Source organism: Pseudomonas sp. FDAARGOS_761 (genome assembly GCF_013343155.1).
Lineage (GTDB): Bacteria > Pseudomonadota > Gammaproteobacteria > Pseudomonadales > Pseudomonadaceae > Pseudomonas > Pseudomonas aeruginosa.
In genome coordinates, this window is the sequence record NZ_CP054572.1 from 3,572,058 (window position 1) to 3,593,956 (window position 21,899).

The 21,899-nt window shown below is 67.4% G+C and carries 20 protein-coding genes; 2 read left to right on the forward strand and 18 right to left on the reverse strand.

The genetic code is table 11. The features are described from left to right. Window position 1: 1 nt before the first annotated feature. Genes xcpY through xcpR form a run of 8 tightly spaced genes read right to left on the reverse strand, consistent with a single transcriptional unit; the run spans window position 2 to window position 6,942 of the window. Window positions 2-1,150: a GspL family type II secretion system protein XcpY gene (xcpY, locus tag FOC67_RS16575; RefSeq protein WP_009313779.1), complete on the reverse strand. Its 1,149-nt coding sequence runs from the start codon at window positions 1,148-1,150 to the stop codon at window positions 2-4. After that, window positions 1,150-2,148, reverse strand: coding sequence for a GspK family T2SS minor pseudopilin variant XcpX (xcpX, locus tag FOC67_RS16580; protein ID WP_009313778.1), 999 nt, complete (start codon window positions 2,146-2,148; stop codon window positions 1,150-1,152). Before xcpX ends, xcpY begins: the two co-directional genes overlap by 1 nt. Beyond that, window positions 2,145-2,858 carry a GspJ family T2SS minor pseudopilin variant XcpW gene (xcpW, locus tag FOC67_RS16585; RefSeq protein WP_003110067.1) on the reverse strand — a complete coding sequence of 238 codons (714 nt, stop codon included), beginning with the start codon at window positions 2,856-2,858 and terminating at the stop codon, window positions 2,145-2,147. Before xcpW ends, xcpX begins: the two co-directional genes overlap by 4 nt. Continuing rightward, window positions 2,855-3,244 carry a GspI family T2SS minor pseudopilin variant XcpV gene (gene xcpV, locus FOC67_RS16590; protein WP_003091373.1) on the reverse strand — a complete coding sequence of 130 codons (390 nt, stop codon included), beginning with the start codon at window positions 3,242-3,244 and terminating at the stop codon, window positions 2,855-2,857. The genes xcpW and xcpV overlap by 4 nt, the downstream gene beginning before the upstream one ends. Continuing rightward, window positions 3,241-3,759 (reverse strand): GspH family T2SS minor pseudopilin variant XcpU, encoded by a 519-nt coding sequence (gene xcpU / locus FOC67_RS16595; RefSeq protein ID WP_003110066.1) that lies wholly within the window; start codon window positions 3,757-3,759, stop codon window positions 3,241-3,243. Before xcpU ends, xcpV begins: the two co-directional genes overlap by 4 nt. Before the next feature lie 6 nt (window positions 3,760-3,765). Further along, window positions 3,766-4,212: a GspG family T2SS major pseudopilin variant XcpT gene (gene xcpT / locus FOC67_RS16600; protein WP_003130409.1), complete on the reverse strand. Its 447-nt coding sequence runs from the start codon at window positions 4,210-4,212 to the stop codon at window positions 3,766-3,768. A gap of 4 nt (window positions 4,213-4,216) precedes the next feature. Next, window positions 4,217-5,434 carry a GspF family T2SS innner membrane protein variant XcpS gene (gene xcpS, locus FOC67_RS16605; RefSeq protein ID WP_003091376.1) on the reverse strand — a complete coding sequence of 406 codons (1,218 nt, stop codon included), beginning with the start codon at window positions 5,432-5,434 and terminating at the stop codon, window positions 4,217-4,219. Beyond that, entirely contained in the window at window positions 5,434-6,942 is a 1,509-nt protein-coding gene (gene xcpR, locus FOC67_RS16610) for a GspE family T2SS ATPase variant XcpR (RefSeq protein WP_003091377.1), read from the reverse strand. Before xcpR ends, xcpS begins: the two co-directional genes overlap by 1 nt. A 219-nt stretch (window positions 6,943-7,161) precedes the next feature. Between xcpR and xcpP the strand changes: the two genes are divergently transcribed. Beyond that, complete coding sequence (gene xcpP, locus FOC67_RS16615) at window positions 7,162-7,869, forward strand: type II secretion system protein N (RefSeq protein ID WP_003119750.1); 708 nt, start codon at window positions 7,162-7,164, stop codon at window positions 7,867-7,869. 4 nt (window positions 7,870-7,873) lie between these two features. Further along, a complete protein-coding gene (xcpQ, locus tag FOC67_RS16620; protein WP_009313777.1) occupies window positions 7,874-9,847 on the forward strand; it encodes a GspD family T2SS secretin variant XcpQ in 1,974 nt (657 codons plus the stop codon). Window positions 9,848-9,941: 94 nt separating this feature from the next. Here xcpQ and FOC67_RS16625 read toward each other — a convergent pair whose 3' ends face one another. The 10 genes from FOC67_RS16625 to fimV form a co-directional block, all read right to left on the reverse strand. Beyond that, window positions 9,942-10,709, reverse strand: a complete 768-nt coding sequence (locus FOC67_RS16625) for an SDR family oxidoreductase (RefSeq protein WP_003091381.1) — start codon at window positions 10,707-10,709, stop codon at window positions 9,942-9,944. After that, window positions 10,706-11,917: an O-succinylhomoserine sulfhydrylase gene (locus tag FOC67_RS16630; RefSeq protein WP_009313776.1), complete on the reverse strand. Its 1,212-nt coding sequence runs from the start codon at window positions 11,915-11,917 to the stop codon at window positions 10,706-10,708. The genes FOC67_RS16625 and FOC67_RS16630 overlap by 4 nt, the downstream gene beginning before the upstream one ends. A gap of 16 nt (window positions 11,918-11,933) precedes the next feature. After that, on the reverse strand, window positions 11,934-13,439 hold the full coding sequence (gene purF, locus FOC67_RS16635) for an amidophosphoribosyltransferase (protein ID WP_003091383.1): 1,506 nt from the start codon (window positions 13,437-13,439) through the stop codon (window positions 11,934-11,936). A gap of 222 nt (window positions 13,440-13,661) precedes the next feature. Continuing rightward, window positions 13,662-14,204 (reverse strand): CvpA family protein, encoded by a 543-nt coding sequence (locus FOC67_RS16640; RefSeq protein ID WP_003113932.1) that lies wholly within the window; start codon window positions 14,202-14,204, stop codon window positions 13,662-13,664. Between the two features lie 73 nt (window positions 14,205-14,277). Continuing rightward, window positions 14,278-14,937, reverse strand: coding sequence for an SPOR domain-containing protein (locus FOC67_RS16645; protein WP_023104566.1), 660 nt, complete (start codon window positions 14,935-14,937; stop codon window positions 14,278-14,280). Between the two features lie 3 nt (window positions 14,938-14,940). Beyond that, window positions 14,941-16,230: a bifunctional tetrahydrofolate synthase/dihydrofolate synthase gene (folC, locus tag FOC67_RS16650; RefSeq protein WP_009313773.1), complete on the reverse strand. Its 1,290-nt coding sequence runs from the start codon at window positions 16,228-16,230 to the stop codon at window positions 14,941-14,943. Beyond that, window positions 16,227-17,099: an acetyl-CoA carboxylase, carboxyltransferase subunit beta gene (gene accD / locus FOC67_RS16655; RefSeq protein ID WP_003104199.1), complete on the reverse strand. Its 873-nt coding sequence runs from the start codon at window positions 17,097-17,099 to the stop codon at window positions 16,227-16,229. The genes folC and accD overlap by 4 nt, the downstream gene beginning before the upstream one ends. 268 nt (window positions 17,100-17,367) lie before the next feature. After that, window positions 17,368-18,003: a phosphoribosylanthranilate isomerase gene (locus tag FOC67_RS16660; protein ID WP_003091389.1), complete on the reverse strand. Its 636-nt coding sequence runs from the start codon at window positions 18,001-18,003 to the stop codon at window positions 17,368-17,370. Between the two features lie 89 nt (window positions 18,004-18,092). Next, window positions 18,093-18,950 carry a tRNA pseudouridine(38-40) synthase TruA gene (gene truA / locus FOC67_RS16665; RefSeq protein ID WP_009313772.1) on the reverse strand — a complete coding sequence of 286 codons (858 nt, stop codon included), beginning with the start codon at window positions 18,948-18,950 and terminating at the stop codon, window positions 18,093-18,095. A 21-nt stretch (window positions 18,951-18,971) separates the two neighbouring features. Beyond that, the gene (gene fimV / locus FOC67_RS16670) at window positions 18,972-21,746 is read right to left on the reverse strand and encodes a motility hub landmark protein FimV (protein WP_009313771.1); all 2,775 of its coding nucleotides are present in this window, start codon (window positions 21,744-21,746) and stop codon (window positions 18,972-18,974) included. Between the last annotated feature and the right edge of the window lie 153 nt (window positions 21,747-21,899).

Here is a 21,899-nt window from a genome sequence, read left to right on the forward strand (position 1 = left end):
CTCAACCTCCTATCACCAGGCGCGCGCTGACCGTCGAGCCATCGCGGCTGGCCGAACCCAGCTGCACCGCCAACCCGGACTCGCTGAGACGCGAACGCAGCCGTTCCAGCACGTCGAAACCGGGAGCCCGCACCTGGAGGGCGACGTCGCCGCGAGCGGCGCTGAAGTCCAGTTGCTCGACGCTCACCGTCGGCTCGCCGCCGATCACCGTGGCGGCCTGGCCAAGCAGGCCGAGCAACTGGCCCTCGCCGCCGCTGCTGGCGCTGTCGGCCAGGTGCTGGTCGAACTGCGCGCGCAGGTTGATCAGCTTGCGGTCCTCCGGAAACAACTGGCGGTAGAGCTCTGCGCTCTGCGCCGCGTAGCGGTCGCCTTCGCGCTGCAACTGCCAGGCCTGGACCAGGGTGAAGCCCCATTGCAACACCAGCCACAGCCCGACCAACCCCAGCAGCGGCCGCCAGCGGCGCCACTGGCTGCTCTGCTGGCGCGCGGCGAACTCGGCCTGGGCCAGGTCGGTGCCCAGCGGCTGCTCGCTCAGCCAGACGTGCGGATTGCCCGCCAGGGGCTGGACTTCCACTCCCTCCGGGGGCGCCACCTCCTGCGCGGCGAAGGCCCGCTGGGGCGGCGGGCAACTGTCGCGCAGTACCGGCCAATCCTCGCTGCCGCAGGCCAGGCGTACGGCGCCGCTGCCGCCGAGCAACCAGCGCTCTTCCAGCCAGAACAGGCAACTGCCCTCGCCCGGCAGGCAATCGGCATCGACATGCAGCGAAGCCGGCGCCTTGCCCGCGCCCTCGGCCAGCGCCAGCCAGGCGGCGAGCCAGGTGCGCTGCACGGCGAATACCCGGTGGCGGCCGTCGGCCAGCGCCGGACCAAGGGCAAGGTGCATCTGCTCGACATCGTCGGCCAGTTGTTCCTCCACCGCGAACGGCAGCGACTGGCGCAACCAGCGCGCCTTCTGCGTAGGCAGGTTCACCGCGCAGGCGGTCACCGCCTCCACCGGCAGGTACAGCCGCCAGGGCGCACGGATTTCCGCCAGCGCCTGGGCGAACGGCGCGCGCCGGCACTCGCCATCCTGCACCCACCATACCGCCAGTTCCCCATCGGCCCCCGCCGTGCTGGCGGGCGGCAGGAACAGCGCACTCACTCCACTCATCACTCGTCCTTCTTCCAATCGTCGCCGCCCGTCGACGGGATGGGCAGGCCGCCCTGTCCCATGTCGCGGGCCATCACGCGTATCTTGCCGTCCTTGCCCCGCTGCAAGGTACTCACCAGCACCTGCCGGCGGTCGCCCAGGCTGACCTCGCTGATCACCTGGAAGTAGCGGGTACCAACGGCATAACTGACGTTTCCGGTCTTCGAACCCAACTGGGTCAGATGCTTGGTGAAATCGTCCTTGCTCTGGAAACCTTCCCGACCGCGGGCGTCCACGATGTTTTCCGCCTGTCCCGGATCGATCTCGAACATGGCGGCCAGCACCGGCACGCTGGCAGTGTTCACGTTCAGCGGCGCATCTTCGGGCAAGGCGCTGACGAACGGCAGCAGGCGTCGATAGTCGGCTTCCGACAATTTCAGCAGGCGCAGCTCGGACACGTCCTTGAAACTGCGGTTGGCGGCGCGGTAGGCCGGCGCCTCCAGCAGGTACTGGTTGTCCTCGGCGCCTTGCTCGCCCTGCGGATTCTGGTCGGCGTCGAGCCAGTCGGCCAGCCGGTCCGGCAAGCCCTGGACGATCTCTTCCTTCATCCCCAGGGTGGCCAGCAGGCGACGGAACTGCTTCACCGAATCCGGCTTGACCTTGCGCTTGCGCACCAGTCCGTTGAGGTTGAAACGCCCGCTGGGGTCCTCGATCCGCACCCGCAGCTCGCCGCCGTCGTCCAGCTTGAACGGCGTCATCGGTCGCGCCCAGGCCTCGCCCAGGTGGTCCACCGGCTCGCGGGTATTCTCGCCGCCCTGGCGCAGGTCGCGGCGCAGCACCGCTTCCGCCAGGCGTTCGCCGCCCAGCGCATAGTGCCAGGCCTGGCGCACGTGCAACTGGTTGGCGCTGCTGCGTATCGCCAACTGCTGGCGGATGATCAGCCCGGCGCAGACGATGGTCACCACCGCCACCACCAGCAGCACGGTAATCAGCGCGACGCCGCTCTGCCCGCGCCTCATTCCGGCGCCCCCGGCATGCCTTCCGGCGGCTGCGGCACCCCGCCCTCGCCGTTCTCGCCATTCTCGCCGCCCGGCTGGCCCTGCGGCTGGTCCTGCTTGAGCGGCGGATCGAGCAGACGCCAGACGCGCACCAGCTTGCCGTAGTGGCGGTGCTCCAGGGTCATCTCCACCGCCAGCGGCAGGCTTTCCAGGCGCTCCTCCTCGCTGCCTTCGTCGGTCGGCCAGTGGCCCTGCCAGTTGTGCTCCTTGTCGAGGAAGCGCCAGCTCAGCGCGGTAACCCCGTCCAGCACCTGCTGCACCCGTGGCTTGCTGTCCTGGGCGCGGTCCAGAACCAGCCAGTAGCGGCGTTCGAGGGTCTCCCCGGACAGCGACCAGCGCACCCGCTGCAGGCGCGAGCGCGCCTGGCCGAGCGGGTTGCGCCAGCCGCCACGGGTGAATTCGACGATCTGGTCGTTCTCGCCCTCGCTGAGGAAGGCGCCACGGTTATCGCCCAGTTCGTCGCGTACCGGACGTTCGACCGCCTGGGTCAGGTCGCGCTCCAGGGCGCCCATCGCCCGCACCAGCTCGCGCATGCGCTGCTCCTGCACGCGAGTCGCCTGGTCGGTCTGCATCACGCTGTCGAACATGCGGTAGGTGGCCAGGGCCAGCAGGGCGAAGATGGCGATGGCGATCAGCAGCTCGAGCAGGGTGAAGCCCCGCTGTAGCCTCATGGCTGGCTCCCGAGGAAACCGACGAGGCGCGCCGCGGCGCGTTCCTCGATGCTGCCACGCTCGCGGCCGAGGGGCTTCGCCGCGACCCAGACGATCACCCGCCGCATATCCTGCTCGGCGGTGCTGTCGACCTGGGTGCGCCACTCCCAGCGGCGCCCGGCGAACTCCAGCTCGCCCTGGTTGCGGCCGCTGGAGGGCGGCGTCTGTTCCAGTTGCAATTCGTTGAGACGGTTGTCGGCGATCCACATCGCCAGGGTCTTGTCTTCCAGCCGCGAGGCGTTCTGCAGGCTGCGCGCGCTGGCACTGAGCACGCTGGCCGCGACCATGGCGAAGATCGCCAGGGCCACCAGCACTTCCAGCAGGGTGAAACCACGCGCGCGCCTCATCGCCGCGCCACCTCGACCCGTGGCAGGCGGAAACCGTCGCTGCTCAGCGACAACGCCCGCCCCTCGGGTCCGCGCTCGGCCAGGCGCAGGCGGAACGGGCTGAGTTCGCCACTGGAAAGGATCAGCAATTGCGGCTGATCGGTGCCTTTCTTCTGCTCCTTCTCGCCCTTGCTGCCGGCCAGCACCAGCGGCTGGCCGTCCAGCTCGAAGGTCAGCTCCGCCCACTCCGGCAGGCGGTGGCTGTCGCGCGCCACCGGCAACCAGCGCGCCTTCGCTTCGTCGTAGCGCAGCACCTGATAGGCATCGCGCTCCAGGCGCAGGCCGTACTCGCGGTTGTCCAGCACGGCCTCGTCGGTCAGCACGCCGATCAGCCCGGCGAGCCGCTCGGCCTCGCTGTCCAGCTCCCGCGAGGTGCTGGCGAAGCCGGTGCTGAGCACCGCCAGGCCGATCAGCACGCTGATGATGACCATCACCACCATCAGCTCGATGAGGGTGAAGCCGCGCGAAGCCTGCATGTCCGGTCAGTTGTCCCAGTTGCCGATTTCGGCGTCGTTGTCGCTGCCGCCTTCCTTGCCGTCGGCGCCCAGCGAATACAGGTCGAACGGGCCCTTGGTGCCCGGCGCCAGGTACTGGTAGGGATTGCCCCACGGATCGACCGGCAGCTTCTTCAGGTAGCCGTCCTTGTTCCAGTTCTTCGGCTGCGGGTTGCCGGTGGGCTTCTTCACCAGCGCCTCGAGGCCCTGCTGGGTGCTCGGATAGGCGAAGTTGTCCAGCTTGTACATGTCCAGCGCGGCAGCGATGGCCTTGATGTCGCCCTTGGCCACGGTGACCTTGGCCTGGTCGGGACGGCTCATCACCTGCGGCACCACCAGGGCGGCGAGGATGCCGAGGATGACCACCACGACCATGATTTCGATCAGGGTGAAGCCCGACTGTTGGCGACGCTGCAATGGGCGGCTCTGATTCACGCGATTACCCCACGAGTTGGTTGAGAGAAAGGATCGGAAGAAGAATGGCAAGGACGATGACCAGCACCACCGCGCCCATGAATATCAGCATGAACGGTTCGAACAGGCCGACCATCAGGCCGATCTGCGCCGCCAGGTCGTTCTCCTGGTTGCGCGCGGTGCGCGCCAGCATCTGGTCCAGCTCGCCGGAGCGCTCGCCGCTGGCGATCATGTGCAGCATCATCGGCGGGAACTGCCCGGTGGCTTCCAGCGAGCGGGTCAGGCTGGCGCCCTCGCGGACCTTCTGCGCGGCCTTGACCACTTCGTTGCGGATGATCCGGTTGGCGATCACCTCGGCGGCGATCGCCAGCGCCTCCACCAGCGGCACGCCGCTGCGGGTGAGGATCGCCAGGGTCGAGGCGAAGCGCGCGGTGTCGGTGGAACGCACCAGCCGACCGACCAGCGGCACGCGCAGCAGGAAACCATGCCAGCGCTCGCGAAAGGCATCCTTGCGCAGCGCGTAGCGGAAGCCGATCACGCCGCCGATCGCCGCGACGAAGGCCAGCGCGCCCCAGGCCTTGACCCAGTCGCTGACGCCGATCAGCACGCGGGTCAACAGCGGCAGGGTCTGCCCGCTGTCGATGAACACCCGGACCACGTCGGGCACCACGTAGCCCAGCAGGAAGCCGACGATGGCCAGCGAAGCGACCATCAGGATCACCGGATAGAGCAGCGCCAGCTGGATCTTCTGCCGCGACTGCTGGCGCTGCTCGGTGTAGTCGGCAAGTTGCTCCAGCACCGGGCCGAGGTGCCCGGCATGCTCGCCGGCAGCCACCGTCGCCCGGTACAGCTCGGGAAAGGCGGTGGGAAACTCGCGCAGGCTGCCGGCCAGGCTGTGGCCTTCGAGGACCTTGGCGCGCACCGCGAGGAGCATCGACTGGATGCGCTGCGAGGTGGACTGCGCCGCGGCGGCGCGCAGCGCCTCCTCGATCGGCAACGCGGCCTGGACCAGGGTGGCCAGTTGGCGGGTTACCAATGCCAGGTCGCGCGCGGACAGTCCGCGGGCGAACGTCAGGCGCCCGCCCTGCCCGCTCTGCTCACGGGTACGGGTGGGCTTCACGTCGAGCGGCGCCAATTGGCGCTCGCGCAGCAACTGGCGAACCTGGCGCGCGCTGTCCGCCTCCAGCACGCCCTTCTGCTGGCGACCGCTGGGGTCGAGGGCGAGGTATTCGAAGGCGGCCATTATTCTTCCCGGGTCACGCGCAGGACTTCCTCGACCGTGGTGACGCCTTCCAGCACCTTGCGCCGACCGTCGTCGCGGATGCTTGGTCCGCTGGTGCGGGCATGCCGGGTCATTTCCTGCTCGGAGGATTCGTTGTGGATCAGCGAGCGCATGTGGTCGTCGAACACCACCAGTTCATAGATACCGGTACGCCCGCGATAGCCATGCTGGTGGCACTCGCCGCAGCCGCGGGCGCGATGCAGGGTCGGCGGCGCGGCGGGATCGACGCCGAGCAGCGCGCACTCGGCCTCGTCGGCGCGGTAGGGCTCCTTGCACGCCGGGCAGAGCACCCGCACCAGGCGCTGGGCCAGCACGCCAAGCATGGAGGAGGACAGCAGGAACGGCTCGATGCCCATGTCCACCAGTCGGGTGATCGCGCCGATGGCGCTGTTGGTGTGCAGGGTCGAGAGCACCAGGTGGCCGGTCAGCGAAGCCTGCACCGCGATCTCGGCGGTCTCCCGGTCGCGGATCTCGCCGACCATCACCACGTCCGGGTCCTGCCGGAGGATCGCCCGCAGGCCGCGGGCGAAGGTCATGTCGACCTTGGCGTTGACCTGGGTCTGGCCGATGCCCTCCAGGTGGTATTCGATCGGATCCTCGACGGTGAGGATGTTCCGCGTGCGGTCGTTGAGCGTGGTCAGGCTGGCGTACAGGGTGGTGGTCTTGCCCGAGCCGGTGGGGCCGGTGACCAGCAGGATGCCGTGCGGCTTGCGCACCGTTTCGTCCATCAGCTTGCGGTCGCGCTCGCTCATGCCCAGGTGTTGCAGGTTCAGGCGCCCGGCCTGCTTGTCGAGCAGACGCAGCACCACCCGTTCGCCGTTGGCCGAGGGCAGGGTCGAGACGCGGATGTCCACCTCGCGCCCGCCGACCCGCAGGGAAATCCGTCCATCCTGGGGAATGCGTTTCTCGGCGATGTCCAGCCGCGCCATGACCTTGATCCGCGATACCAGCAGGGCCGCCAGCTCGCGCTTGGGCTCCAGCACCTCGCGCAGCACGCCGTCGACGCGGAAGCGCACCACCAGGCGTTTCTCGAAGGTTTCCAGGTGGATGTCCGAGGCGTTCTCGCGGATCGCCTCGCCGAGGATCGCGTTGATCAGGCGAATGATCGGCGCGTCGTCCTCCTGCTCCATCAGGTCCTCGGTTTCCGGGACCTGGTCGGCCAGCGCGGCGAGGTCCAGGCTGCCGCCGAGGTCCTCGGCGAGCTGCATGGCCGCCGAGGAGTCGTGCTGGTAGGAGGCCGCCAGGGCCTGGTTGAAGGCGTCCTCGCCGAGCGCCTTGAGCGGCAGGCGGCGGCCGGCGAAGCGCTGCGCCTCGGCGATCGCCGCCAGCTCCACCTGCGGCCGGCAGGCCAGCCAGTACTGCTCCTCCAGGCACAGGAACAACAGGCCCTGGCGCTTGGCGAAGCTGAACGGCAGACGCCGTGGCGGTGCGGCCGGCGCGGCGATGTCGGGTAATGGGGCTGTCATCATGGATGCCTTATAGCGGTAACCTTACAGAAGTATCTTGGTCGTATATGACCACTGAACGGTTACCGTCAGTATTGTTAGTTGTTAGTCGTTTTGTGCGGCCGATCCCGAGTTCCTCTTGCAGAAGTATCCTGGCGAGCCGTTATCTTAAGCACAAGCGTGCCTGGCCCGGCCAGTCACACCTATTGATAGAAGTAGGTAGCCTACCGGCAACGAACTGCTATGATCCCTCGGCGATCTTCAGACATAACGATAAAGACCAGGAGTGATGTATTGCCTTTCTCCGGCGCCTCTTCCCGCTGGCTGCAGCGGTACGCCCCGGCCCTTCTGGCTGTTGCCCTGATCATCGCCATGAGCATCAGCCTCGCCTGGCAGGCGGCCGGCTGGTTGCGCCTGCAACGCAGCCCGGTAGCCGTCGCCGCCTCGCCGGTCAGCCACGAGTCGATCCGCAGCGATCCGACCCGCCTGGCGCGCCTCTTCGGCACCAGCGCCCAGGACCCCAACGCCCCGCCACCGGCCACCAACCTCGACCTGGTGCTCAAGGGCAGCTTCGTCCAGAGCGATCCCAAGCTGTCCAGCGCGATCATCCAGCGCCAGGGCGACAAGCCGCACCGCTACGCGGTCGGCGGCGAGATCAGCGACGGCGTGAAGCTGCACGCGGTCTACCGCGACCGCGTCGAACTGCAGCGCGGCGGGCGCCTGGAAAGCCTGCCCTTCCCGCACCGTTCCGGGGGACTGCTGGCCAGCGCGGACGACATTACAAGCGAGAACGACTCGATCGAACAACTGCAAAGCCTGCAGGATGAGAACGCTGCAGCATTGCGCGAGCGCCTGGACGCCTTGCGCCAGCAGATGGAAGCCACGCCCATCGCAGAACCCGCCGAAGAAGACTCGAGCGAGCCCACGACCACGCCTACGGAAAGCGACTGACCCGATGTCCCAGCCTTTGCTCCGCGCCCTGTTTGCCCCTTCCAGTCGTTCGTACGTTCCCGCCGTCCTTCTCAGCCTGGCCCTCGGCATCCAGGCGGCGCACGCCGAAAACAGCGGCGGGAACGCCTTCGTCCCGGCCGGCAACCAGCAGGAGGCGCACTGGACGATCAACCTCAAGGATGCCGACATCCGCGAATTCATCGACCAGATTTCCGAAATCACCGGCGAGACCTTCGTCGTCGACCCGCGGGTCAAGGGCCAGGTCAGCGTGGTCTCCAAGGCGCAACTGTCGCTGAGCGAGGTCTACCAGCTGTTCCTCTCGGTGATGAGCACCCACGGCTTCACCGTGGTCGCCCAGGGCGACCAGGCGCGCATCGTGCCCAACGCTGAGGCCAAGACCGAGGCCGGTGGCGGCCAGAGCGCGCCGGATCGCCTGGAGACGCGAGTGATCCAGGTGCAGCAGAGCCCGGTATCGGAACTCATCCCGCTGATCCGTCCGCTGGTCCCACAATATGGCCACCTCGCCGCGGTGCCCTCAGCCAACGCGCTGATCATCAGCGACCGCAGCGCCAATATCGCGCGAATCGAAGACGTGATCCGCCAACTCGACCAGAAGGGCAGCCACGACTACAGCGTGATCAACCTGCGCTACGGCTGGGTGATGGACGCCGCCGAGGTGCTCAACAACGCCATGAGCCGCGGCCAGGCCAAGGGCGCGGCGGGCGCCCAGGTGATCGCCGACGCGCGCACCAACCGCCTGATCATCCTCGGCCCGCCGCAGGCGCGCGCCAAGCTGGTGCAACTGGCGCAGTCGCTGGACACCCCGACCGCGCGCTCGGCCAACACCCGGGTGATCCGCCTGCGCCATAACGACGCCAAGACCCTCGCGGAAACCCTCGGCCAGATCTCCGAAGGCATGAAGAACAACGGCGGCCAGGGCGGCGAACAGACCGGCGGCGGCCGACCGAGCAACATCCTGATCCGTGCCGACGAAAGCACCAATGCGCTGATCCTGCTGGCCGACCCGGATACGGTCAACGCCCTCGAGGACATCGTTCGCCAGCTCGACGTGCCGCGCGCCCAGGTATTGGTGGAAGCGGCCATCGTCGAAATCTCCGGCGACATCCAGGATGCCGTCGGCGTGCAATGGGCGATCAACAAGGGCGGCATGGGCGGGACCAGGACCAACTTCGGCAATACCGGGCTGTCCATCGGCACCCTGCTGCAAGCGCTCAAGGACGACAAGCCGCCGGCGCTTCCCGACGGCGCCATCGTCGGTATCGGCAGCAGCAGCTTCGGCGCGCTGGTCACCGCGCTGTCGGCGAACAGCAAGAGCAACCTGCTGTCGACCCCGAGCCTGCTGACCCTGGACAACCAGAAAGCGGAAATACTGGTCGGTCAGAACGTCCCCTTCAATACCGGCTCCTACACTACCAACAGCGAAGGTTCGAGCAATCCTTTCACCACGGTCGAACGCAAGGACATCGGCGTCAACCTCAAGGTCACCCCGCACATCAACGACGGCGCGGCCCTGCGCCTGGAGATCGAGCAAGAAATCTCCTCCATCGCCCCCAGCGTGCAGCAGGTCAGCAACACCGACATCATCACCAACAAGCGCTCGATCAAGAGCACCATCCTCGCCGAGAACGGCCAGGTCATCGTGCTCGGCGGCCTGATCCAGGACGACGTGGTGCAGGCAGAGTCCAAGGTACCGCTGCTCGGCGACATTCCCTGGCTGGGCAAGCTATTCCGCTCGACCAAGGACACTCACACCAAGCGCAACCTGATGGTCTTCCTGCGCCCGACCGTAGTGCTCGACGGCGCAGGCCTGGCGGCGATTTCCGGGAAGAAGTACAGCGACATCCGCGTGCTCGACGGCCGTCGCAGCCCAGAAGGCCGTGGGAGCATCTTGCCGAGCAGCGCCGGACAATTGTTCGACGGTCAGACCGTCGACCTGCGCGACCTGAAAGCGGAGTAACGTTCCTCAGGCTCTCCTGCGAGACAGCGGAGGACAACAAAAAAGGCGCGGCCCCTTGCGGGTCAGCGCCTTTTTCACATCGACATGGCAACACTCAGTCGAGGTAGACCATTTTCCGGGTCATGCCGCCATCGACCAGGAATTCCTGGCCGGTGACGAAACCGGCGTCCTCGGAGAGCAGCCAGGCCACCAGCGACGCGACATCCTCCACCGTTCCGACCCGGCCGACCAGGTGTTGGTCGTGGTCCAGCTCGGTCAGCGGCGCAGCCTCGCGCTCGGCGGCCTCGCGGGTATCGATCCAGCCGGGGCTGAGCGCATTGACACGGATCTCCGGGCCCAGGCTGGCGGCCAGGGCATGGGTCAGCGCCAGCAACCCGCCCTTGCTCGCGGCGTAGGCCTCGGAGTCAGGCTCCGACTGGTGGGCACGAGTCGAGGCGATGTTGACGATGGCGCCGTTGTGCGCGCGTAGATAAGGCGTGCAGTACTTGGCCAGCAGCATCGGACCGGTCAGGTTGACCGCCAGGGTGCGGGTCCACTCGCCGAGGCTCAGCGCCTCCAGCGGCGTATTGCGCGGATTGGCGATGGCGGCGTTGCAGACCAGGCCGTCGAGGCGGCCGAACTGACCGAGCACCTCGGCCACGCTCATCGCCACCTGGCCCTCCTGGGCCACGTCCATGGCCACGAACCAGGCGTGCTCGCCCAGCGCCTCGGCCACCCTGGCACCGCGTTCACGGTCGTTGTCGGCAAGCACTACCTGCCAGCCCTCGGCGATCAGCCAGGCACTGATGCCCAGGCCAATGCCCCGGGCCGCCCCGGTGACCAGGGCGACCTTGCCGTTGCCTCGCAGATTGGGTTCGATCACAGCGCGGCCAGCCCCCGGGCCATGTCGGCCTTGAGGTCGTCGAGATCCTCCAGGCCGACCGCGACCCGGATCAGGCTGTCGCCGATCCCGGCGCGCGCGCGGTCCTCGGGGGACAGCCGACCGTGGGAGGTGGTCGCCGGGTGGGCGATGGTGGTCTTGGTGTCGCCCAGGTTGGTGGTGATCGAGACCATCCGGGTGGCGTCGATGAAGCGCCAGGCGGCATCGCGCCCGCCCTTCACGTCGAAGCTGACGACCGCGCCGAAGCCACTCTGCTGGCGCCGGGCCAACTCATGCTGAGGATGGCTCTGCAGGCCCGCGTAGTAGACCCGCTCGGTGCCCGGCTGGTGCTCCAGCCATTCGGCCAGGGCCAGGGCACTGGCGCTGTGCGCCTGCATGCGGATACGCAGGGTTTCCAGGCCCTTGAGGAACAGCCAGGCGTTGAACGGGCTGAGGGTCGGTCCGGCGGTGCGGAGAAAGCCGACCACTTCCTTCATCTGCTCGCCGCGACCGGCGACCACCCCGCCCATGCCCCGGCCCTGGCCGTCGATGTACTTGGTCGCGGAGTGGATCACCACGTCCGCACCGAGCTTCAACGGCTGTTGCAGCGCCGGCGTGCAGAAGCAGTTGTCCACCGCCAGCAGTGCGCCCTTGGCGTGGGCGATCTCGGCCAGCGCGGCGATATCCACCAGCTCGGCCAGCGGGTTGGATGGCGACTCGACGAAGAACAGCTTGGTATTCGGCTTGCACGCCGCCTCCCAGGCCGCGAGATCGCTCAACGGCGGATAGTCGACCTGGATGCCGAAGCGCTTGAAGTACTTGTCGAACAGGCTGATGGTCGAGCCGAACACGCTGCGCGAGACCAGCACGTGGTCGCCGGAGCTGCACAGGCTCATCACCAGGGCGAGGATCGCCGACATGCCCGACGCCGTGGCCACCGCCTGCTCGGCTCCTTCGAGGGCGGCGATGCGCTCCTCGAAGGTGCGTACCGTGGGGTTGGTGTAGCGCGAATAGACGTTGCCCGGCACTTCGCCGGCGAACCGCGCGGCCGCGTCGGCGGCGGTGCGGAAGACGTAGCTGGAAGTGGTGAACAGCGCCTCGCCGTGCTCGCCCTCCGGCGTCCGCCGTTGCCCGGCGCGAACCGCCAGGGTGTCGAAGGCCGCGCCTTCCAGGTCGCTGTCGAGACGCCCGGCATCCCAGTCCTGAGTCATGCCGCTCTCCCCTTTGTCAGTCGTTGTACAGATCGATGATCGCGCTGACCGCCTGGCTCTTGGCCTTGGTCGCATCGTTGCGCGCCTGTTCGATCCGGTTCAGGTAGGCCTCGTTGACGTCGCCGGTCACGTACTCGCCGTCGAACACGGCGCAGTCGAAGTGATCGATCTTGATCTTGCCGCCGCCGACCGCATCGATCAGGTCGGGCAGGTCCTGGTAGACCAGCCAGTCGGCGCCGATCAGCTTGCTGACGTCCTCGGTGCTGCGATTGTGCGCGATCAGCTCGTGCGCACTCGGCATGTCGATGCCGTAGACGTTGGGGTAGCGCACGGCCGGCGCGGCGGAGCAGAAGTAGACGTTCTTCGCCCCGGCCTCGCGGGCCATCTGGATGATCTGCTTGCAGGTGGTGCCGCGGACGATGGAGTCATCCACCAGCATCACGTTCTTGCCGCGGAACTCCAGCTCGATGGCGTTGAGCTTCTGCCGCACGGATTTCTTCCGCGCCGCCTGGCCGGGCATGATGAAGGTGCGGCCGATGTAGCGGTTCTTGACGAAGCCCTCGCGGAACTTCACGCCGAGCCGGTTGGCCAGTTCCAGCGCCGCGGTGCGGCTGGTGTCCGGGATCGGGATGACCACGTCGATGTCGTGGTCGGGACGCTCGCGGAGGATCTTGTCGGCAAGCTTCTCGCCCATGCGCAGGCGCGCCTTGTACACCGAGATGCCGTCCATGATCGAATCCGGACGCGCCAGGTAGACGTGCTCGAAGATGCACGGCGCGTATTTCGGCGCCTTGGCGCACTGGCGGGTGTAGAGCTTGCCTTCCTCGGTGATGTACACCGCCTCGCCCGGCGCCAGGTCGCGGATCAGGGTGAAGCCGAGTACGTCCAGGGCCACGCTCTCGGAGGCGATCATGTATTCGACGCCATTCTCGGTATGCCGCTGGCCGAAGACGATCGGACGGATCGCATTGGGGTCGCGGAAACCGACGATGCCGTGGCCGGTGATCATCGCCACCACCGCGTAGCCGCCGACGCAACGGTCGTGCACGCAGGAAACCGCGGCGAAGATGTCCTCCTCGGTGGGCTGCAGCTTGTTGCGCACCGCCAGCTCGTGGGCGAACACGTTGAGCAGCACTTCCGAGTCGGAGTTGGTGTTCACGTGGCGCAGGTCGGATTCGTAGATTTCCTTGGCCAACTGCTCGACATTGGTCAGGTTGCCGTTGTGCGCCAGGGTAATGCCGTAGGGCGAGTTGACGTAGAACGGCTGCGCCTCCGCCGAGCTGGAGCTGCCGGCGGTCGGGTAACGCACATGGCCGATGCCGACGCTGCCGATCAGGCGCTGCATGTGGCGCTGCTGGAAGACGTCGCGGACCAGGCCGTTGTCCTTGCGCAGGTACAGCTTATCGTCATGGCAGGTGACGATACCGGCAGCGTCCTGGCCGCGATGTTGGAGGACGGTGAGCGCGTCATACAGCGCCTGATTGACGTTCGACTTGCCCACGATACCGACGATGCCACACATGTGACGCAACCCCTACTTGGCTCAAGCTGGAAAGATGGGAAGCGCGATCGGTCCGTCCCGGACCATCGAGCTGACCAGGGCCTCGTGGGCCGCTGGCTCCCGCGAATCGGCGACCTTCGCCGCCGACTGGCTCGCGGCACGTCCTGTGCCGCCGGCGCCGCGCCATCGACGCGCCGCCCTGGAAAACCGCGGGACTTGGCCTCAGCCAGTGTCCCGCCAAAATCACTGGCTGGGAAGCAGCCCGCCGATGCCGCTCGGCGGCGTTATCGGCGCGGCCGGCAACCACTGGCCGGCGAAACCGAGAATGAAGTTCTTCGACCAGTCGGCGACCATCAGGAAATGCGGCATCAGCACCGACTGCTGCCACCAAGGGTCCTGCTGTACCGGGGCCAGGCTGAGCAGGCCGACCAGCAGCACGACCAGCAGTACGCCGCGCGCACCGCCGAAGACCATGCCGAGGAAGCGGTCGGTGCCGGACAGGCCGGTGACCCGGATCAGTTCGCCGATGAGGTAGTTGACCAGCGCCCCGAGCAGCAGGGTCGCGATGAACAGCAGCGCGCAGGCTGCGATGATGCGGGCCGAGGGGGTCTGGATGTATTCGCCCAGGTGCTGCGCCAGCGCCCCGCCGAACATCCAGGCCACCGCGCCGGCGACTATCCAGGTAAGCAGGGACAAGGCTTCCTTGACGAAGCCGCGACTCAGACTGATCAGGCTGGAAACGACGATGATGGCGACCATCGTCCAATCGACCCAGGTAAATGCCACTATGCAGCCCACAAGCAGAAAAGGCGCTGCATTTTAGCAGAGCGCGCCCGCGACGGTAAGCCGCGGGTCGCGGTCAACCGCGTTCCGGCTGGAAGCGCACGACGAAGCCGTTGAGCTTCTGCTGCTTGCTCAACTGGTCGCGCAGGCGATCCGCCTCGGCGCGCTGGATCACCGGCCCGACGAAGACCCGGTTCATCCCGTCGAAGCTGCGGATGTAGGCGTTGTAGCCCTGGGAGCGCAGGGTCTTCTGCAGTTCCTCGGCGCGCGCCCGGTTGGACAGGCTGGCAAGCTGTACCGACCAGCTCTGCGGCAGGTTGTTGGCGTCCAGGCGCTTCTCCGCGGGCGGCGGGCTCGGCGGCGCAGCGGGCGGTTGCGGCTGGCTTGGCGGCGGGCTGGCGGCCGGTGCCTGGGCCTGGGCGGGCGGCTGGGTGGCCGGCGGGGTCGCCGGCAGGCCGCCGATCGGCTGGCTGGGCTGGCCGGCGGCGGCCGAGGAGCCTTCCTCGACGATCTCGGGAGCGATGTCTTCTTCGCCGGGCTGCAGTTCCGGCACCTCGGTCGGCTGCACCTCGACACTGGGCATGGCCGGCGCTTGCGGGCGCGGCGGCGCTTCCACCACGACCTGGCGCGACTCGTCTTCGCGGGTGAACAGCATCGGCAGGAAGATCACCGCCAGGGCGATCAGCACCAACGCCCCGACGATGCGCTGCTTCAGCCCTCTTTCCAGCAAGGCCATGATTTACTCCCCCTTATCCGTTCTACGGGCCAGCCATTCCAGGCCTTCGGCCACGCTATAGAACGATCCGAACAGCAGAATGACATCATCCGCGGTAGCCTTGGCGCACTGCGCGTCCAGGGCGGCGGCGATATCCGCATGGCTGCTCGCCGGAACCTGGCGCAGGATCAGCGCCGCCTCCAGCTCCGCGGCCGGCCGCGAACGCGGGGTCGGCAACGGTGCAACGGCCCAATCCTGCACCAAGCCGGTCAAGGGTTCCAGTACGCCATCCAGGTCCTTGTCCGCCAGCAGGCCGAAGACCGCCAGGTAGCGTCCTCGTGGCGCTGCGGCACGCAGGCGTTGCGCCAGGTACTGGGCGGCCTGAGGATTGTGCCCGACGTCCAGCAGGAGCTGGCGTGGCTGGCCGTTCCAGGACAGGTCGCGGCGATCGAGGCGACCGGTCACCCGGGTCCGCCGCAGCGCCTCGGCCAGGCGCTCCGCCTGCCAGGGCAACTCGAGCAACGCGTAGGCCTGCAGGGCCAGCGCGGCGTTTTCCATGGGCAACTCGAGCAACGGCAGATCGTGCAGCGCCAGCGCCTGGCCGTCCGCGGCCAGCCCGCGCCAGTGCCAGCCATGATCGGCGAGCGCCAGGTCGTAGTCGCGACCGCGCAGGTAAAGCGGTGCCCCCAGCGCAGCCACCTGCTCCAGCAATGGCTGCGGGGGATCGAGATCGCCGCACAGGGCCGGTTTGCCGGCGCGCAGGATACCGGCTTTCTCGAAAGCCACGCTTTCGCGGGTATCGCCCAGCCACTCGGCATGGTCCAGGCCGATGCTGGTGATCAGCGCCAGGTCGGCGTCGATCAGGTTGACCGCATCCAGGCGCCCGCCAAGGCCGACTTCCAGCACCGCAAAGTCCAGCCCGGCGCGCTCGAACAGCCAGAAGGCGGCCAGCGTGCCCATTTCGAAATAGGTCAGGGAAATCTCGCCGCGTGCGGCCTCCACCGCGGAGAAGGCGTCGCACAGTTGCGCATCGCCGGCCTCGACGCCATCGATCCGCACCCGCTCGTTGTAGCGCAGCAAGTGCGGCGAGCTGTAGACCCCGACCGACAACCCCTGCTCACGCAGCAGTTCGGCGAGCAGGGCGCAGGTAGAGCCCTTGCCGTTGGTCCCGGTAACGGTGACCACGCGTTTCGCCGGCCTTCCCAGGCCGAGCCGGCGCGCTACCTCGCGGGAACGCTCCAGGCCCATGTCGATGGCCGTCGGATGGAGTTGTTCGAGATAGCTCAGCCAATCGGCCAGGGAACGCTGGGTCATGCGGATACGGGGCTCGGCGAATGAGTGAAGGCCGACAGCAGATTGGCCAGGCGCGGCCGCAACTCGGCACGATGCACGATCATGTCGATGGCGCCATGCTCGAGGAGGAACTCGCTACGCTGGAAGCCTTCCGGCAGCTTCTCGCGGACGGTCTGCTCGATCACGCGGGGACCGGCGAAGCCGATCAGCGCCTTGGGTTCGCCGACGATCACGTCGCCGAGCATCGCCAGGCTGGCGGAAACGCCGCCGTAGACCGGGTCGGTCAATACCGAGACGAACGGGATGCCTTCTTCGCGCAGGCGCGCCAGGACCGCCGAGGTCTTGGCCATCTGCATCAGCGAGATCAGCGCTTCCTGCATGCGCGCGCCGCCGGAGGCGGAGAAGCAGATCAGCGGGCAGCGCTTCTCCAGGGCGACGTTGGCTGCGCGAACGAAGCGCTCGCCGACGATGGCGCCCATCGAACCGCCCATGAAGGAGAACTCGAAGGCGCAGGCGACCACCGGCATACCCTGCAGCTTGCCGCTCATGGCGATCAGCGCGTCCTTCTCGCCGGTGTCCTTCTGTGCCGCGGCGAGGCGATCCTTGTACTTCTTGCTGTCGCGGAATTTCAGGCGGTCCACCGGCTCGAGGTCGGCACCCAGCTCCTCGCGACCGTCCTCATCGAGGAAGATGTCCAGGCGGGTACGCGCGTTGATGCGCATGTGGTGGTCGCACTTCGGGCAGACATCCAGGGTCTTTTCCAGCTCCGGACGGTACAGCACGGCTTCGCAGGACGGGCATTTGTGCCACAGGCCTTCCGGTACCGAACTCTTCTGGGACTCGGAACGCATGATGGAAGGGATCAGCTTGTCTACCAGCCAGTTGCTCATGCTCTTTGTTCTCCAGTGCAAGGTCGGGATGGCCGCACCGATCCGGTGACGGCGTCCCTGAGCAAATTCATCTTCGTGACCGCCGGCAGCGGTGGGCCCCACGGCTGCGAAGCGTTTCGCGGCCTGTCCCATCCCCCGCCTGCGCGGTCACCTGGGCGATACCCGGCGAGCGGCTATCGCGAAATGTCTGGCCTCCCTATCGGCGGCCGGGCGTTGTCGCGGAAACGGCGACACGCTAGTGGACGGCGGCGGGCCGCCCGTCGTCACATCATGTCTCGTCGCGGCGCCGCGAACGCACCGCGTCCACGAACGCGCGGACCCTCGCCGCATCCTTGATTCCCTTGCTCGCCTCGACGCCACCGCTGACGTCCACCGCGTAGGGCTTGACCTGCTCGACTGCCCTGCCGACGTTATCCGGCGTCAGACCGCCGGCCAGCACCAGGGGTTTGCCCAGGTCGGCCGGCACCAGCGACCAGTCGAACGCCGCCCCCGTGCCGCCGGGCACGCCTTCCACATAGGTATCCAGGAGAATCCCGGCAGCTCCCGGATATGCCGCCGCGCGCCCGACGATGTCGTCGCCGGGCTTCATCCGCAGGGCTTTCAGGTAGGGTCGCCGATGTCCCTCGCAGTCCTCGGCGCGCTCGTCGCCATGGAATTGCAGCAGGTCCAGCGGCACCGCATCGAGAATCTCGCCCAGTTCGCAGCGGCTGGCGTTGACGAACAGGCCGACGCTGGTCACGAACGGCGGCAGGGCACGAACGATTTCCCGCGCCCGATGGATATCCACCGCCCGCGGGCTCTTCGCATAGAACACCAGGCCGATGGCATCGGCGCCCGCCGCGGCGGCGGCCAGGGCGTCCTCGACTCGGGTGATACCGCAGATCTTGATGCGAACGGCTGGCAACGACGGAGAATCCTCGGCGAGTGAGCGACGAACCGCCGGACGGCCGGTCCGGCGGGAATTCTCGATGGTAGCAAAAGCCCGATTCGACGTCAGCCGACGATATCGGGCAATCCGGAAAGGAAATGCGGCCCCAGGTAGCGCTCGGGCAACTCGAACTCCCCGGGGTACTCCACCCGCACCAGATAGAGTCCGTAGGGGTGAGCGGTGACCCCACCGGCGCGCCGGTCGCGCGCCTCGAGCACCTCCTTCGCCCATTCGATCGGCCGCTCACCGGCACCGATGGTCATCAGGACGCCAGCGATGTTGCGCACCATATGGTGAAGGAAAGCGTTACCGCGGATGTCCAGCACGATCAACCGACCATGCTCCAGCAAGCGCACGTGATGCATGGTCTTGACCGGCGACTTGGCCTGGCACTGCACCGCCCGAAACGAGGTGAAGTCATGGGTGCCGACCAGTACCTGGGCCGCCTCGCGCATCCGCCCGATATCCAGCGGCCGATGGTTCCAGGTGATCTCCTCGGCCAGGTGCGCCGGGCGGATCGGATCGTTGTAGATGGCGTAGCGATAGCGCCGGGCCATGGCCGAGAAGCGCGCGTGGAAATGCGCCGGCATCACTCTCGCCCAGGTCACACTGATATCCGCGGGCAGGTTGGCGTTGGTGCCCATCACCCATGCTTTCAACGGGCGCTCCACCGCGGTGTCGAAATGCACCACCTGGCCGCTGGCATGAACGGCAGCGTCGGTACGGCCGGCGCAGATCACCCCGACCGGCTCGGCGGCAACCTTCGACAAGGCGCGCTCCAGCGCTTCCTGCACGGAAGGCACGCCGGCTTCCTGGCGCTGCCAGCCACGATAGCGGGAGCCCTTGTACTCGATGCCGAGGGCGATTCTGGAAACGCCAGCGGCAGCCGATTCGGCTGCCGCTGGCGGAACAACATCGTTCATGAGGGTCGCTTCATTTCCGGATCAGGCCAGGCGCTCCAGCAACTCGCGGGCTTCCGCCTGCTGGCTGTCGTTACCTTCGGCCAGGACTTCGTCGAGGATATCGCGCGCGCCTTCGCTATCGCCCATGTCGATGTAGGCGCGAGCCAGATCCAGCTTGGTCGCCGCTTCGTCGGCACCGGAGAGGAAGTCGAAGTCATCGTCGGCGTCTCCGTCCAGGGCGGAGGCGACCGCTGCATCCTCGGCGGAGAAACTCGGCGCCGCGCTCTTCGGCTCGTCAAGGTTGCTGGCCAACTCGTCCAACTGCGCACTCACCTCGTCCAACTGGGCGGCGAAACTGTCCTCGCCCTTCTCCGGAGCGGCCGGCTCCGTCGGCTCGTCGGCCAGCGACAGGTCGAAGTCGTCCGGCAGGGACAACGCCGGCTCTTCGGCAGCCTCGGTATCGAGGGTGAATTCGTTGTCGGCGGGCGCCGCGGCGGGCACCTCGTCGTTCAGCGAAAGCAGGAAGTCGTCGTCCGAAAGCTTGTCTTCCGGCGCATCGAGATCCAGGGAGAAATCGCCCAGGTCGTCATGCTTGGGTTGGCTCGGAGTCTCTGCCAACTCCGCGAAATCCAGGCCGAAGTCGAGATCGTCGACAGGCTTGTCCGCCGCGGTCGAGGCCGCCAGGTCCAGATCGCTGTCCAGGGTCAGGTCGTCCAGCGCCCCGCTGTCGGACTTGAGGTCGGCCTGCACGTCGTCGCTGCCAAGATCGCCGCCGCCCAGGTCGTCCAGGCTCAGGTCGAAGGCGTCGTCGAGATCCTGTCCTGCCGCATCCGGCTTGGCCGCGTGACCGCTGTCGTCGAGCGACAGGTCGTCGAGGCTGAAACTATCCAGCTCGTCCTGCGCCAGCTTGGCGCCGGCCAGGCCGGCAACCGCGGCGACCGCGACCATTGCCGGATAGCGCGACTTGAGCTGCTCGACCTGCGGCTGTGCGCCGCCGATTTCGCGCAGCTCGTTTTCCTGGCGAGCGAAACCTTCGCGATCGCCCATCTCGGCATAGACTTCCATCAGCTTGAGGCGCAGGTCGGTGCGCTGCGGCTCGTCGTAGATGGCGTTCTGCAACAGTTCGGCGGCCTGGTTGAAACGCCCGTAGGCGATATAGATGTCGGCCTCGCCCAGCGCATCGGAAGTCTGCGCAGTGGTCTTCTCGACCTGCGGCGCAGCGGCTGCGACCTGCGGTTCAGGCTCGTCGAGGGTCAGGTCGTCGAAGCCGTCCTTTCCCAGGTCCAGCGCATCCTCCTGTTCCTCGCCGGCATCCGCGGCGAAAGCCTGGGCTTCTTCCTTCTCTTTCTGCGCATTGCGCCGCGACAGGATCATCAGCAGCACCAGCAACGCCAGCAGTGCGCTACCGCCGATCACCGCCAACCACAGCGGGTTGGCCAGCAGTTCGTCGAGGAAGCTCGGTGCCGGCTGTTCTGCCGCCTGTACCGGAGCGGGCGCCGGAACGGCAGGTGCCGGAGGCTTCTCGGCAGCTGGCGCGGGCGGCGGCGCCACCGGAGGCTGCGCCGGAGCGGCGGGTGCGTCTCCGGCCGGAGCAGGAGTCGGCGCTGCCGCAGCGGGAGTCCCGGGCTGAGCCGGCGCCTGCGCGGCTGCATTGGGCTGGGACGCATCCGGCAGGGCTGCGTTCGGCTGGGCTGCGCCCTGGCCTTCGGCGCCCAACTGCCCTTGCAGCTTGGCCAACTGGGCGTCCTTCAACTGGATCAACTTCTGCAGCTTGTCCAGCTGGCTCTGCAGATCCTGCATGCGACTCTGCAGTTCTTCGTTCTCGCGGCGAGTGCTGTCGAGGCTTTCCTTGGTCACCGCCAGGGTATCGGCGAGCGCCTTGCTGTCGCCCTTCCCGCCCTTGTCGGCACCCTTGCTGGCCTTGCCCTCGCCAGACACCAGACGCAGGTTGTCCGTGGCGTCGACCTTGGATGGCGCCGACCCGGCGGCATTGCGCTGGGTCGCATCCAACTGCCTGGCGCCAGCGCTGCCCGCGGCCGGATTGCGGCTGCCGCGCCAGCTCTGGTTCTGCGCCTGCACCTGGGACAGCGCCTCGCGCGGCGAGCGCTCCAGCATCTGCTGTTCGGTGGGAATGCGCAGGACCTGGCCGCTCTTCAGCCGGTTGATGTTGCCATCGACGAAGGCGCCCGGATTCAGTTCCTGGAACGCAAGCATCGCCTGGGGTACGGAAACGCGATCGGTACGGTTGCGCTGGGCGATCTCCCAAAGCGTGTCGTTGGAAACGGTACGATAGGTGTCGCTGCCTGCCGGCGCGGTGGTACGCACCGGAGCCGGAGCCTGCGGGGCTCGCGGGGCGCCGGTCGCGCGCGGCGCGCTGACCGGCGCTTGCGGAGCGCTTGCCGCGGCCTGCGGGGAGTACAGCGGCGGATCCAGCAGGACGGTGTACTCGCGCAGCAGGCGGCCGTTCGGCCAGAGCACCTGGACCAGGAAGTTCAGGTAGGGCTCCTGCACCGGCTTCGACGAGGTCACGCGAATGACGCTCTTGCCGTTGGGCTTCACCACCGGCGTGAACTTCAGGTCGGTGAGGTAGTACAGGCGATCGACGCCCGCCTTGCTGAACTCTTCCGGCGACGCCAGGCTCGGGATCACCTCGCCCGAACCCAGGTCACGAACTTCGAGCAGCTCGATCTCGGCATCCAACGGTTGGTTCAACGCCGACTTCAGGGTGATTTCCCCCAGTCCCAATCCATGCGCCATGCCGGAAGTCAGGACCGAGGCCGCCGCGATTGCCCGAACCAGTGTACGAAGCCGAACCATAGTGTAATCCCTTGGTTTTAATATCTTTTCTCGATTCACGAGAGGGAGTGCGTCGGTGCTTGCTGTCCGCTCGCCCAGCCATGCATGGACGGACGCTCCCCGGCAGCAGCGGATCGAACCAGTATTAACAAGCTCGAATAATTCTACAAATCT